Source organism: Pseudoalteromonas sp. P1-16-1b, assembly GCF_001401785.1.
GTDB classification, from domain to species: domain Bacteria; phylum Pseudomonadota; class Gammaproteobacteria; order Enterobacterales; family Alteromonadaceae; genus Pseudoalteromonas; species Pseudoalteromonas undina.
Map to the genome: position 1 here is coordinate 111,564 of NZ_LKGQ01000011.1, position 14,626 is coordinate 126,189.

12 protein-coding genes and 1 riboswitch are annotated in these 14,626 nt (G+C 39.7%); of the genes, 8 read left to right on the top strand and 4 right to left on the bottom strand.

The genetic code is table 11. The features are described from left to right. Positions 1-44 precede the first annotated feature (44 nt). Positions 45-1,367, bottom strand: coding sequence for a sodium-dependent transporter (locus tag AN392_RS09980; RefSeq protein ID WP_055012615.1), 1,323 nt, complete (start codon positions 1,365-1,367; stop codon positions 45-47). Positions 1,368-1,533: 166 nt separating this feature from the next. Here AN392_RS09980 and AN392_RS09985 point away from each other — a divergent pair, with 166 nt between their 5' ends. Then, on the top strand, positions 1,534-2,292 hold the full coding sequence (locus AN392_RS09985; RefSeq protein ID WP_055012616.1) for a 4'-phosphopantetheinyl transferase superfamily protein: 759 nt from the start codon (positions 1,534-1,536) through the stop codon (positions 2,290-2,292). Here the strand turns inward: AN392_RS09985 and lysC are convergent. Both lysC and nhaD read right to left on the bottom strand, forming a co-directional pair. Further along, on the bottom strand, positions 2,266-3,657 hold the full coding sequence (lysC, locus tag AN392_RS09990) for a lysine-sensitive aspartokinase 3 (protein WP_181388747.1): 1,392 nt from the start codon (positions 3,655-3,657) through the stop codon (positions 2,266-2,268). The genes AN392_RS09985 and lysC overlap by 27 nt on opposite strands. A 75-nt stretch (positions 3,658-3,732) precedes the next feature. Next, a riboswitch (Lysine riboswitch) is annotated at positions 3,733-3,905 on the bottom strand. Positions 3,906-4,003: 98 nt separating this feature from the next. Further along, entirely contained in the window at positions 4,004-5,251 is a 1,248-nt protein-coding gene (nhaD, locus tag AN392_RS09995) for a sodium:proton antiporter NhaD (protein WP_055012618.1), read from the bottom strand. A gap of 196 nt (positions 5,252-5,447) precedes the next feature. Here nhaD and AN392_RS10000 point away from each other — a divergent pair, with 196 nt between their 5' ends. The 6 genes from AN392_RS10000 to AN392_RS10025 all read left to right on the top strand — a co-directional run bounded on the left by AN392_RS10000 (position 5,448) and on the right by AN392_RS10025 (position 11,568). Beyond that, positions 5,448-6,719 carry a hypothetical protein gene (locus tag AN392_RS10000; protein WP_055012619.1) on the top strand — a complete coding sequence of 424 codons (1,272 nt, stop codon included), beginning with the start codon at positions 5,448-5,450 and terminating at the stop codon, positions 6,717-6,719. A gap of 5 nt (positions 6,720-6,724) precedes the next feature. After that, complete coding sequence (locus AN392_RS10005) at positions 6,725-7,273, top strand: condensin complex protein MksE (protein ID WP_010388659.1); 549 nt, start codon at positions 6,725-6,727, stop codon at positions 7,271-7,273. Further along, the gene (locus AN392_RS10010) at positions 7,270-10,062 is read left to right on the top strand and encodes a hypothetical protein (protein ID WP_055012620.1); all 2,793 of its coding nucleotides are present in this window, start codon (positions 7,270-7,272) and stop codon (positions 10,060-10,062) included. Before AN392_RS10005 ends, AN392_RS10010 begins: the two co-directional genes overlap by 4 nt. Before the next feature lie 105 nt (positions 10,063-10,167). After that, the gene (locus AN392_RS10015) at positions 10,168-10,719 is read left to right on the top strand and encodes a DUF4136 domain-containing protein (protein WP_055012621.1); all 552 of its coding nucleotides are present in this window, start codon (positions 10,168-10,170) and stop codon (positions 10,717-10,719) included. A gap of 200 nt (positions 10,720-10,919) precedes the next feature. Next, positions 10,920-11,216 (top strand): hypothetical protein, encoded by a 297-nt coding sequence (locus AN392_RS10020; protein WP_055012622.1) that lies wholly within the window; start codon positions 10,920-10,922, stop codon positions 11,214-11,216. Beyond that, a complete protein-coding gene (locus AN392_RS10025) occupies positions 11,200-11,568 on the top strand; it encodes a hypothetical protein (RefSeq protein ID WP_055012623.1) in 369 nt (122 codons plus the stop codon). Before AN392_RS10020 ends, AN392_RS10025 begins: the two co-directional genes overlap by 17 nt. Before the next feature lie 28 nt (positions 11,569-11,596). Here the strand turns inward: AN392_RS10025 and AN392_RS10030 are convergent, their stop codons facing one another. Continuing rightward, positions 11,597-12,127, bottom strand: a complete 531-nt coding sequence (locus tag AN392_RS10030; protein WP_055012624.1) for a peptide-methionine (S)-S-oxide reductase — start codon at positions 12,125-12,127, stop codon at positions 11,597-11,599. 202 nt (positions 12,128-12,329) lie between these two features. Between AN392_RS10030 and AN392_RS10035 the strand changes: the two genes are divergently transcribed. After that, positions 12,330-14,183 (top strand): TonB-dependent siderophore receptor, encoded by a 1,854-nt coding sequence (locus AN392_RS10035; protein ID WP_055012625.1) that lies wholly within the window; start codon positions 12,330-12,332, stop codon positions 14,181-14,183. The last annotated feature ends 443 nt before the right edge of the window (positions 14,184-14,626 follow it).

A 14,626-nucleotide genomic window follows, 5' to 3' on the forward strand; every position in this document is an offset into this window, starting at 1 on the left:
TTCGCTTTTTTTGTTATCAATAACACATGAGTTGTTGTTGTATTCTAGCCAAACGCAACGTTTGCAAATACTAAGGTCATTAGCACTGGGCAGACAAAACGAATGTACTGAGCAAACCAATAATGTGCACCAGAACTTGCTTGATGAAGCTTATTACCACGCTGCCATAACCAGCCCACTGTAATAAAATAAAACAGTCCCATCAACGGGAGTTGGTATTGGGTAAATACCATAATAACCAAACCAAATAGCCAATCAAAATTAACAATAATAGTACTGGCACAAACAAATACAATGGCGCTAACGGCCCATGTAGCTTTGGTTCTATCAACACTGTGGTTTTCTACTAAAAAAGCCACAGGAATTTCAGTCGATGAAATGGTTGATGTAACTGAAGCAATCGACATCAATACAAAAAATAGTAAGCCAACCAATAAACCAATTTCACCCATGGTGCCAAATAACTCAGGTAATATGGCAAAAATAAGCTGCCCTTCACCAATTAGCTTGCCGTTGCTAAATACTTCAACGCCATTGAACTGCGCCACATATATAGCCGGTATAATTAATAGTCCAGCTAAAAATGCCACGCTGGTGTCGAGTAACGCAACACTTGCAGTCAATTTTGGTAAGTTAGCACCGGGCTTTAAATAAGAGCCATAAATCATCATACAGCCCACACCCAGTGATAATGAGAAAAACGCTTGCCCCATTGCGGCAATAATTAAATCGGGGTCGAGTATTTTACTAAAGTCAGGCACTAAATAGGCCGCAAACCCTTCGTTGGCACCCTCTAAGGTAGCAATGTAAGCAATTAGGCCAACGAGTAAAACAAGTAATAATGGCATTAAACGGCGCGACCAAGTTTCAATTCCTGATTTAACTCCCTTTAAAATAATACTGGCGGTTAAAATAAGCATCAGCGGCGTAAATATAAAATTACGTAGCATAGAGTCGCTATGTAAAAACTCACTCAAGCTCTGCATACCTAAAAAGGTGGTTATAGGCTCTATGGCGTAAGAAAGCATCCAACCTGCCACTATTGAATAAAAGCTTAACATGACAATTGCGCCAGCTAAGCCTATATAACCTGCAGCAGCGCCTACTTTAGGCGCATGGTCTTGCCATGCTTGGCCTAAGGCTTTAACCGGATTAGCTTGGGCTTTGTAGCCTAAATACAGCTCGGTGTATAACGCGGGAAGCGCTAGCAAAAAAATAACAATAAAGTACACCAATAAAAATGCGCCGCCACCATGGTTAGCAGCCTGTGTAGGAAAACCCCATATATTGCCTAAACCAACCGCAGCACCGGCTGCTGCCAATACAAAACCAAGTCGACTTTGAAAACCATCACGCACTTGTGTCATACACCTACAAATCTGTTATTATTTTATCGAATGTGAATTAAACCATATTTAAGGGCGACTGAGTAATAAAAATGTACTTAGCGCGCATAACAGCAAACAACCGCTCACAAACTATCCAGCTTATAACGATAACTATGTAATCGGTATTCACTTTTAACGAGCAATAATGAGTTCAGCTTACTTCGACAATCAGTTATTACAAACCCCGCTTGCTGAGAATAATAACCACACCATTTTATTATTTGATGCCAGCCAATTGCAGGTTGATGAACTAACACTTACACAGTTTTTAAGCCCGTTTGAATTAAGTGTCATCGCGCGTCGTAAAACGCCTCAAGCAAAGCAAGAATATGTAGCAACGCGGCTGTTACTAAAATATTTAGTCAAAAGTGTATTACCTAGCAGCAGTAATATAACGCTTGATAAAATCAGCTCTGAATTTAATCAACAAACCTGTAAGCTTGAGCTAAATATAAATAACAACCAGGTGTATAGTTGCTGTGTGTCACACTCTCATGGTTTGGTAGGCGTGGCGCTAAATATTGATAATTCGCTATTTGGTTTTGATATTGAAAAAATCAGTTTAAAACGACCATTTGAAAAACTCGCAAAGCACTTTTATGATGCTGCAGAAGTGGCACTTATAACTAAGCAACCATGCACAGCTGCTAAAGCGGCGACATTTTTTAGACTTTGGACTTTAAAAGAAGCATTAGCAAAAGCAACCAGCCGCCCTATTGCCCAGCTATTAAGCCCCAATGTATTTTGTGAGCTTGGCAACTCGCAATTAAGTGCAACTAGCACCGCATTAACAAACGATGTAAACGAGCAGTTTGATATAAGCGTTGTGGCAAAAAAAAGCACCGACTGGCGGTGCTCATTTATCTCATTGAAAGCGTTAAGCAGCAAGCTCGCCTTCAAGTAGTCGGCTATGAATAGCTTGAACCACAGCATCAGACTCACTTTGCTCAACTAAAAAGCACAGGTTGTGTTTACTCGCACCATGACAAATAAGACGAATGTTAAATTCGCTCAACACCTGCATTAAATTCATTTCGTGCTGACGCAATACAATTTCAGACCCAATAAGTGCTACTAGGGTTAAATTGTTCTCAACCGATACATGGCAAAACTCAGCAAGTTTATCTAAGCACTCTTGATCTAGCTCTGGGCGTGATGCATTAGGCGCATTATCAAGGGTAATAGCTACACTAATTTCAGAGGTAGTAACCAGGTCTACCGAAATATTACATTCACTTAAAATAGTAAAAATACGCGCTAAAAAACCACTCGCTAACAGCATTTCTGGGCTTTTAAGGGTTAATAATATTTGGTTTTTACGTTGCGTGACCGCACGAATACCAGGTAGCTGCGATTTTTCACGTTCAATCCAGGTGCCACCTCGCTCTGGCTCTGTGCTTGAGCCAACAAACACATTTATATGGCTACGACTGGCTGGCAAAATTGTAGCCGGATGCAGCACTTTAGCGCCAAAAGTGGCCATTTCTGCCGCTTCATCAAAGCTTAAACGCGCAATAGGTGTGGCTTTTACACACAAACGCGGATCGGTGCTAAAAATCCCCACTACGTCGGTCCAAATATGCACACTTTTAGCGTTAATTGCTTCAGCTAACAAGGCGGCACTGTAATCGGAGCCACCGCGACCCAGTGTAGTGGTGACATTGTTTTGATCACTGCCAATAAAACCCTGAGTAACAATAACCGTGTTCTCTAGTAAAGGAATTAAATGCTCTTTAGCTGCAAGCGCTGTAGCGGCTACATTAGGCGTGGCTTTACCAAATTGGCTATCAGTTTTAAGCACTTGGCGAACATCAAAACGCTGCGAATTTAAGCCCTTTAAGCGCAATACTTGAGTAAATAAATACGACGATAAACGCTCGCCAAAGCTAAGTAGCTCATCATGTTGTTGCTCTGTTGTCAGTATTTGATGTGCTAGTGTTTGGAAGTCATCGAGGGTGTTATTAAAACCAAGCGCTAAATCATCATCTAGGGTCAGATCAGTTAAAATTGCCTGCTGAATAGCAAGTACACCGTCAACATGCTGTTGACGTTCAGCGGCATCAATATCAGCTTTACAAAGTGCCACCAAGTGATTAGTTACACCGGCGCTGGCGCTCACTGCAACAATTCGAACGCTGTTATCGTTTACAATGATTTCGCTACAACGGTTCATCGCCTCAAAGTTAGCAACGCTGGTGCCACCAAATTTGGCAACAATGTAATCTGATTTTGTGCACTGTGAACTTTGTGGCACTGATTGGGTAGTCATTTCGTCTCCTTTCGCGGCATCCAAACCGCAATAAAACAAGAAGAACTTGGCAGGAAATAAAGATAAGAAAAATCTACTGCCAGAAGCTCTCCACCTAAATTGGTGACAGTTTTGAGGATTCAGCCCCATAAACCGAAAAACAATGGTAACGACCCATTATTTTCCTCGGCGAGTACTTCCCTCCTTAATGGTCGCAGGCTGTCGTTGCCTCACATTAAGTACCTAAGTATCGCACCTCTTCTGAATGTATTATTAACCTGTGGCTAATAAAACAAAACCGCACTAAGAGTGCGGCTTTGAAAGTTATCGTTTAGACGTCTAGCTGTCAAGTCGTTTTATTATAAAATCAAATAAAACTACCCATAAAGTAAGAGCCAGCATAACCAAAGGTGTAACACACTAACAAATACAACGACAAACGAAGGTAACTTGCAAAAGTAAGTTCTTTAACCTTACTCATAGCAATAATACCAGCCGCCGAACCAATGATCAGCATTGAACCACCCACACCGGTTGCATACGTAAACGACAACCAATGCTGTTGACTCATTACAATGTCGGCTTTTAGTAACGCAGCCGTTAGTGGCACGTTATCAACACCGGCCGATAAAATACCCATTAAGTAGTTAGCGTACTCTGGCGCCATCACTGTATACAGGTTCGTAAATTGGCTTAGCACGCCCACTTCTTTTAATGCGCCAACAAGTAATAACACCCCTACGAAAAACAGTAAGGTGTCGTACTCTATGTCACGTATAAAGTCGATCATATCTTTATTGATATCTTTTTTGCGCATTAAAAATTGTGCGACTAAAAACATAATAGATAGGCCGAGTAAAAAGGTAAGTAACGGCGGCACACTATATAAAACACTTAAAGTAAGGGTAGAAATAACGGTAGTGAAGAAAATAACAGCGATAGTAATGTCGGTTTTTTCAATGCGTTTAAATTTAGTCTTTTTAAACTCTAACTGTTTGTTCATACCAATTGATAATAAAGTAGCCAGTAATAATACGCTTAATAATGCAGGCACAATTAACAGTAATAAATTGCTAATTGTTACTTTACCATCAAGGAAAATCATAAGTGTGGTTACATCACCTGTGATAAGTGATACACCCCCTGAGTTCACTGCAAATACAATTAAGGTGGCGTACTTAACTAGTTTTTTGGCTTCAAGCTTTAATGACATTATAACAGCCAAGGAGATCAGTGTAGCTGTTACGTTGTCGGAGATAGATGAAAATACAAATGCAAAACACCCTACCAAAAACATTAGCTTTCGTTCACTAATGCTGGTTGGCATTATCCGGTTCACAACATTTTCGATGAGTCCTTTGGAGTTTAAATAGGCAACAAAGGTCATTGCGGCCATTAAAAACAGCCATAAGGAAGCAATTTCTAAAATATTGTGGTCAAGGAGGGTTTGAATCGTTTCAGGGCTTTGCCCATTAAGAGGAAAAATAAAGGAGATAATCCAACAAAGTGTACCAAAAAATAATGTCGTTTTGGCTTTGTTTACGTGAATCACATCCTCAATAACGATAAGCAAGAATGCAATCGCTATCAGCGTCAGGATAATCGAGGAAACCATGATATTAAACAACCTTCGGGTTTAAGTAAAAATTGAAACCATGTAAAAAATAGAGGTACACACTCTATGTGCCTATATTCGGCGCGGATACTATCACTAAGCGAGTGTAAAAACTATTATTAAATCGTCGCAAAAACGAATACCATATAAGTTCAAGAAATATAAAATAACGAATACTAGGATGTTGTAACGCCTTATGATCCCAGCTAAAAAGCTACTTAATACCCTCACTGAGCATTGGGGTGTATTAGAGCTATTATTTAAACGCTTTAAAATGGCCGACTTTAGTATTAAAGATTTACAAAATGCCATAAAACAAAAGCAACCGACGTGGAATAATGAGCGCATTTATAAAGAAACCAATCGGTTATTAAATCAAGAAATCATTATTCCATTGGCTAAATCGTCACAACTAGAAATTAACCGTGCCATTGCGGACTTTGCTACCTTTTTACTGCAAGAAGAGCATTTAGGCTTAGCACAAGAAATTAGTGTATTGGTTGATGATTTAGCTCGCTTAGGTAATCGGCTATCTAATGCCGGTGAAATGGAAGATTTTGATGATTTACGTCGCTTTAGCCGCATTATGGATGATCGGGTTCGTAAAATAATTAAGCTGTTTTTACACAACGAAAACGCCATTTTAAATATTGTTGAGCAGGCTAAATCAAATAACGCGGTGCAATCGCTGCAAAAGCGCTACAAAGCCGTCATAGAAGCGTTTGATGAATATATAGAACCCATGCTAGAAATGGTGGATATTAGAGGCGACTTTCATGCCTGTTTTATTCTAATTGAGCAACAAATTAGCACCCAAATAGAACATATTGAACGCTCAGGCAAAGCGTACAGTGATAAACGTATGCTTGAGCAATTACGTACTCGTATTCTCGAGATGCACCTAGTTGGTCGGATAAGTTTACGTAAAAGTGCCGACATGCTAATGCCACTGCGCGAAGAACTGCGCCGTAATAACCTTATTACCCGCCAAGCGGCAAAAGTATTAGGGCTAATTCGTAAAAACGGGGTGGATAATATGCTCAGCGCCGTGCAACCCCATTTTGTAAGCGATGCGCAAAAGTATTCATTGGGTCAACAGCGTCATATTGTTGCCTATATGGCAAGCTTAGCTGAGTTTGAACACCACGAATATCAGCTACCAGAACAAAATGATGTGCCCGCGTTTGTCACGCCAAACATTCCTGACTATCACGATGTAAAAGCGCAATTTACCAAACGCTTTAAAAAGCAGCGTAAAAAACCACAGCCTTTGCTGCAATTTTTAGACGAAAGCTACCCTGAGCTTGAAGCCGATGAAATGCTGTTTTTGTATCAAAAGTTGGTAAGCGATAGCACCCTAGAAATTAGCCAAAGCGATAAGAAAGCCCGCGTTAACATTGCAGGCCAGCACTTTAATTTATATCCCTTTAATTCAGAGCCTCAGGCTGATAAAGCCGAGCACGAGTAATCACCATGACCCATATAAACTTAGATGAGCTTTCTCACTTACAAGCCATTAATAAAAAATTAGTCGCCGGTTACCACATTTGCGAACAAGACACCGTAATGTGGCAAGAGCTTGACCAACAAATAGACGCTTATACTGCCTTATTTACAGCATTAGGCCACGAGTTAAAACACGATAGCCGTGGTTTTTATTATTTTGCCAGCGATGAAAGCACCCCAAACATGGGTAAAATTTCCCGCGCTGTAGCGCTCACTATTTACATTTTAATAGAGCATTTTGCCAATACAGGTAAAGACCCTATGCGCGCATTATTTGACGAGCCAAACGATTTAGAGCTCATGCAAACCTTGGTGCAACTTAATAAACATTTATTTGATCAGCTTGAGATATTCTCGGGTTCTGACTTACGAAAAGATGTGTATTTACGCATGGTACGTTTAGGCCTTGCCCGCGAAGTAGAAGGTGGCTTTATGTTGCAAGCCCCTATTCACCGCTATATTGATGCCTTAATGGAAGTAAACGAAGAGACCTTTATTAGTGAGGACGAGCAATGAAAAATTTATACGGACTGAGTAAACTCGCCCTACTAAATACCGCAGGCTATGCAAAATGTGTGATCCCACTGGATAAAAGTAGCTCGATTTGTGCCCCTAACAACACAGGTAAAAGCTCAGTAATTAATGCACTGCAGTTTCCGCTAATTAACGATTTACGCCTAACCGAGTGGGATGGCCACGATTTAGATGAAACCCGTAAGTTTTATTTTTCATCAGATCAATCGTACATTTTATTGCAAGCCGATTTGCCCCATGGCTCAGTCGTCATTGGAGTAGCCGGCTTAGGTAAAATTGCCGGTTATGCGCACCAATACTTTTGCTATCAAGGTAAGCTTGATTTAGCCCAGTACACCCAAGGCAATACCATTATTAAGTTTACCAAGCTGTTTAACCACTTAAAGCAGCAAGGTTTCAACCCAATAGAGCTTAAGGCACAAGAATTAAACGCCCTACTGACTGGCGGAGCAACGCAATTTGACGGTGAGATCAATTTAAAAATGATCCCCCTCAACAACGTTCAAGACTCTGCAATATACAAAGAAATATTTCGTCGTATTCTTAATTTACATAAATTAGGCGCAAACGACGTTAAGCGCTTTATGCTCCGTGTGTTTGAACGCCATATGTCAAATTCTAAGGTCGACTTTTACGAGGTTTGGCGCCGTTCGTTTGATAAAGTAAACCGCGCAAAACGTGAATTAAAAGCGCTAGAATCAATGCAAGAGCCCATAGCCGCTCTTGAATCTATGCTTGAAAACCAAACCGTGCTTAAAGGTAAACTGGCCGCTTATGCGCCAAAAATTGACCAAGCACTGATTGATTTTGATACGTACCAGGAAGAGCAACTAAGCGAGCTCAACATCGCCCTTGAAGACATTGAGCACGAAAAGCACGAGTTTGAACAAAAGCAAGGGCTATACGTACAACAATCGCGCGATATAGAGCGCAAGCAAACTCAAATTGAACAATGGTTTTTAGATTTCAACGCCCTTAAAAGTGAATTTGAGCTGGTTAATAAAGCCACTCTCAAAACCAACCTAACGCAGTTAAAAAGTGACTACGAGTCGTTGTCACATTCTATTACGAGTGCTCAAGGGCAAAGCCTGCACACCCTTGATTACCGTATTGGTGAAACACAAAAACAAATTAAAAGCTTAAAGTTACAACTTAAAAACTTAGAATTTAATTTATTCACCCGTATGCGTGAAGACTTATCACTGAAAGAAGTAGAAGAAATATCGCGGCTATTAAACCCCGATCTTCTCTCCTTTGCCACCACCAGCAATGGCGATATAACCATTGATGACGAAGATGCCTTTGGTGAATTTTTATCACAGCTGAGCGAAAATGTTAAAGGCGGTATACTCACCCTACCTGGTGCCAGTATTAAACTTAAAAAGCTCTCACCAGTACAAATGCAAAGCGGCGAAAATAAAGAGCAACTGAGCGCTCAGTTAACCGCGCTTGAGCAATCATTAAAAGAGTTTAAACAACAGCGCGAAGTGGCCGCCAATGTTGCTGATAAACAAAAAGAAAAAGACGCGCTATACGAGGAGCTCATGAGTGCAGAAAGCGCACTTAAACGCTTAGAGCAATTTGAAGTGATGCAACAATCGGTTGACGCCCAAGCAATGCTAAAAGAACAGCTTTTAGCCGAGCGCGAACAAGTTGACGATTACCTACAAGATATTCAAAAAAACAGTGGTTCAATTGCTGATAGACGCTCGTTAATCAAATCAAAACAAGCGCAAATTAATCGTCAAACAGAGCGCTTACGCCAAGTTAAAACTGAGCGTATTGACCACACTTTAGATTTATACAGTGGTAAAGTAACGCCTTACATGATTGATATAAAAATCGATTTTGATAATTTAAGCGATTTAATTCATCACTTTAATAAGGACTGCCAAGAGCTACGTAATTTCGATATAAATGTACGTAATACCTATATGCATATTTATAATGCCGGTATTACTAAGTTTGATAACGAAAACGATGAGTTTAGTAAATATCAAAAGCTTATTAGCGCGTTTCATAACATTGATAACGAGCGCGATGCAGTTGAGCGTCAAGGTCGCGTTGCCCTCACTGAAGTGGCCGCTACAATTAAAGGCCTGCGCGAAGATTTAGACCGCTTACGCCGTGAAATGAATAGCTTTAATAAAGGCATTAGCCAGCACCGCATCTCAAACCTGCAAGCGTTTAAAATTAATATTATCCCGCGCAAAATGTTGGTAGATAGTATTGATACTATTATCAGTACCTCTAACCAATTTGAACAAGGCGATACCCTAGATTTACTCAGCCAAGAACCTTACAGCGAGAGCGCGGTAAACGAGGCAAAAGATCATTTAATTAAACTCGCCTCAGACAAAGCAGGCCTTACATTAACTGATTTATTTGATATTCGTTTTGAAGTGGTTAACCGTGCAGGTGAAACCGAGCACTTTGAAAAGATAGACTCGGCTGGCTCAAATGGTACACGTATCACCATTAAGCTATTATGTGGCATGTTGTTTATTCGTTATTTATTAAGCGATCAGGAACAAAACTTATACCGTATACCTATTTATATAGATGAAGCGGCTGATATCGACCCTCAAAATCAAAAGGCAATTATAGAAACTGCCCTGAGCTTTGGCTTTGTGCCAATATTTGCCTCGGTTAAACCGCAAATAAGTTGTGATTATATTGTGCCCATTCGTTCAGTAAAAGACGGTGCACAAAACTGGGTAGATGAAAAAGATTGGATTGAGGTTGAACATAAAGCTCCTCAGCTAGACTAAGAATTAATTGGCTATTCATCTTAGCCAGTTACACTTATTTTATAGATTTTAAATTACCCTCGCCCATGGTAGTTTAAACAAACGCACTTTATTGGAGCAAACGGAATGAAACACATATTTATTGTCGCAGCACTGGCATTACTAACCGCCTGTACACAAACACCCGATTGGGATTACGATAAATCAGCAAACTTTAGTAACTACAAAACGTTTGCTTGGGTAGAAAACGCGAGTCTAACCAAAGACACGAATAACTACCAAATCAGTGGGCTTATGGAAAAACGCGTTCGCAATGCGGTAAACAACCAACTAAGCCAACAATTAGGTATGCAATTAGTTGACGTAGCGCAAGCTGATGTACTTGTTAACTACCATGCAAGTGTAGATAAAGAGCTTGAAGTTGATAGCTTTAACGTAGGCTACGGTGCACGTTGGGGTTACTGGGGCACAGGCTTTAACCACGATGTAAGTGCGCGTGAGTACGAAGTAGGTACGCTGGTGATTGATATTATTGACCGTGAGTCAAACCAACTAATTTGGCGTGGTGCTAAAGATGGTCGTTTAAAGAAAAAACAAACCCCATCACAACGTGAAGCCACCATTAAAGAAACGGTTGCCAATATTTTAAGCAACTTTCCGCCTAAAGCGCAGCAATAAACTTTAATTGATATTTAAAAGCCCGCATGTTTGCGGGCTTTTTTATGGCTTAAAGACTGTTTACCTATAAAGTAATAAGTTACACATTAACAAGGTGATAGCTCAATGCTATAGTAATCATGTTACAAGGATAAAGCTTAATCAATAAGACGTTTAGTAAACGTTGTGTTTAAAGTTGTGAGATAAATTAAAGGATTAAAATGAAAGAAACGTGCCCAAATTGTAAAAGTAATTTTGCAGCTAAAGATATAAAAAATATTAACAACAATAGTATTTTTATTGAAAAACAATGCCCTTCTTGTCAAACATGGTTTTGTTTGAATAAAACACTCACGATTATAAAAATTATTGGCATTTTTTTATTGTTAATAACCAGCCTATTAAATATCTTCAATATTAAGAGTGAATACAGTCTGGTTTTTTCAAGCATTGGCTTGGTAGGCATACTAATGGCAATCATTATTACTTTTTTTGGTAAGCATGAAACGGTCAAATAATCAAAAAACAAAAAAGAAGCAAAAAATAAAACACGCTAATATTAGTAATATTAGAATGCTGTTGAACCAAATCGCATTCTCTTTAGTCTTTTGGGCTTTGGGGTTATTACTTATAATAATCGCAGGAAAATCTATATACGACGGTTATGTTCATACACCAACAGATTATCGAGTGGAGTCTGAGGTTTATTTTTTCTCGACCTCTCCATTTGCTTATCTTTTTAACCTTCTTTTTTACTTAGGAACTGGGATCTACTTTTTAGCTGTGCCCTACCTTTCTAGAGATAAGTTTCCTCGAAAAAAGAAAAAGCCTAATAAATCTAAAAAAAAGCATAAACGAGGTAACAGCTAATTTTAGCTTTATTAGTTACCAGTCTTTTTTATTCAAATACGCCCCAATGAAGTTGTTTTTTATACTTGTGCAATAAATCAATTGGGATATGGCAATAATCATTGGGGTGATTAGTTAAACGATCTTGATGCTCGGGATCGCTAGGGACATAATTAGTCAATGGCGCTACTTGTACCGCTATTTTTTCAGCATCATCACGCTGGCTAATATAATCTCTGGTGATGTTTAAATGATTGCTGTCTTGGCTAAAAATGGCGGTGCGGTATTTTTCGCCTACATCATTACCTTGTTTATTGATACTGTATGGGTCAATAATTTCAAAAAAATAACCGATTAATTCATTTAATGTTACATCTTGGGCATCAAAGGTTACTTTCACGCATTCGGCATAGCCATCGTATTCACCTTGTGTTGTGTTACTAGTGCCATTGGCACGCCCCGCCTCAGTAGTCACTACTCCAGGTAAATACTTCATAAATTCTTGCACGCCCCATAAGCAACCACCAGCAAAATAAAGTGTGTGCTGATTTAATGAATGACTCGATTGTTGTGTTTGCATAATAAAGTGACCAATGTAAATAATTTATAGGATGCAGAGTTACTATTTTGTAACGCTAGATTTGATTATCAAATGCAGTTTTTTATCATTAATGTACAATAGCGCCCAAAATCACCCAAGCTTAGTGAGCTTACCTTATCATGTGATAAAAAGTGATAGGTATTTAATTGTTAGCGCCATTGCATAAAATGAGAATAATGATATGAATCGTGCCCCGCACCTTATTATACCGGCCGTGTTAGCCAGTATTTCAACTGTTGCTTATGCAGAACAGAGTAAAGAAACAGCAACCATAGAACAAATAACAATTGAGGCGTCACCCACTGCCAATACCTTACCCGTAGGCACTTTTGATTCACCTATTTCAAATTTAGAGTACGACCCGCGTGTTGACTTGCAATCACGTAATATGGCTGAAGCACAAGCTGATGTAACGATACGCGGGGGTATTTTTGAAAATACCGGCTTTAGAGTCGGCAGTGCAACTCTACTCGACCCGCAGTCTGGTCACTACTTTGCAGAAATTCCTATTGCACCACAAATGCTAACAGGTGCTAGCGTATTAACCGGAGCCGATAACGCACTTTATGGCATGAATAGCTCTGTGGGTACTGTGTCGTTTGCTTGGAAACCAATAACAACCGGTGGCAGTGTCTCTTTGGGCGCAGGCTCAAATGACTTTAACTTACAAACAATTCATGCAGGTGTGAGTACTCCACTTGAAGCAAACGCTAATTGGCGCATTGGTTTTGAAGGTGAATATTCGCACTCACAAAGTGATGGTTCAATTGATTTTGGCGATCATGACTTTACCCGTACTTCTGGCAGAGTGCAGTTAACTGGGAGCGATTCACAAACTGATTTATTTTACGGCTTACAAGAAAAGTTTTTTGGTTGGCCAAACCTTTATACCCCATTTGGTGTAAATGAAACCGAAGACTTAGAAACTCAATTATGGATGCTCAACCATAAACAAGCCTATGCTACCAACAGTGAATTTGAAGTATCGGCTTATTACCGCAAGCATAACGACCATTATGTCTATTCAAGAGAAAACCCAAGCGCGTTCCAAGCATTTCATGAAACACAAGTAAAATCATTGGCTATTTCAGGTCGTCATGCGCAAACAAAGTCAGTTGCGGTTAATTACTCGGCGCAATATATAGAAGACAGTATTGACTCCACCACCCTTGAAAATAATTTCACTTCACGTAACTACTTTAAGCTTAGTGTATTACCAGAGTACACAGCATCACTTGCAAGTGATCAGCAACTAAGGGTGCGTTTAGGGGCTGCATTTGATAACACCAGTCGTGATGATTCTGAGCTATCACTGATTGGTGATGTTAGTTTCAATACCCAAAATAACGATGGCACTGAGCGTACATTGTATTTATCGTATGCCGAGGCAAGCCAAGTCGCAGGCTACACCGCCATTGGTGGCAGTGAGTCTGGTGGTTTGTTTAGAAGTAACGCTAACCTTGAACGTGAAACCACCAAAAGCTTAGAGCTGGGCTTATTGCTTGAGCAACAAAGCTGGCAGCTTAATTCCGCGCTTTTTTATCGTAAAGATAACAACCTAACCGATTGGACATTTAACTTTGATTCAAGCTCAGCACGATTTGCACAGCCTGTTGATATTGATACCACAGGCCTTGAATTTTTAGCTACTAAACAATTTGATAACGCAGAAATTATTGCCAGCTATGCGTACTTACATAAAACAGAAACCTACGGCGCTGAAAATATTGATGCTAGCTTTTATGCCTTAAATTTTCCTGATCACCGGTTAACTCTAGGTGCGATTTGGAACCCGACTAATGTATTAGAATTTCGAGTAGATAATGAATGGCGTAAACAGCATAGAAATGCGCTACGCCGTTCAGGTGACGAGGCGTTATTTACTCAGCTGACGTTAAAAATAACTCCACCAGCTGTGCCTAACTTCTTTATTAGTCTTGCGGCTGATAACTTATGGGATGAGTCGTTTGAAGAAATTCCAGGTACGCCAGGTCGTGGCGAGCAATATACACTAAGTGCCACGTATAGCTGGTAACTTTATCGCTCAGCGAGGGCTTACTCCACGCTGAGCTTGTTTTTTTAATTAAAATAAGAAACAGACCAGTAGAAAGCTGAATTAGAAACTTCATTTCGCAGCCCTCCCTAAGTATTCTAAAAGCGCAGAATCCCCTCCTCTGTGTACATGCATAATTGAAATAGTATGAGCAAAGAGAAGTGAATGAGAAGTAAATGAGGTAACACTAGCGACAATGCTTAGTGGATACTTAATTGCACTCTCTCAGTACTACTTTTAGAAACACAAAGTAAGTATCTAACCTGAACTCTGGTTAAGAGATTTACTAACATATTGAATCAAAATGATATTTATGTTTATTTTCTCAAGCTAGAGATTTTTAGTGAAAACAAGGCGAAATTACGCGTCAATAGCTAGCCTATTGCAAGTAAATTCAACGCAGTTAGCGCTGAAAATAGCTGCTT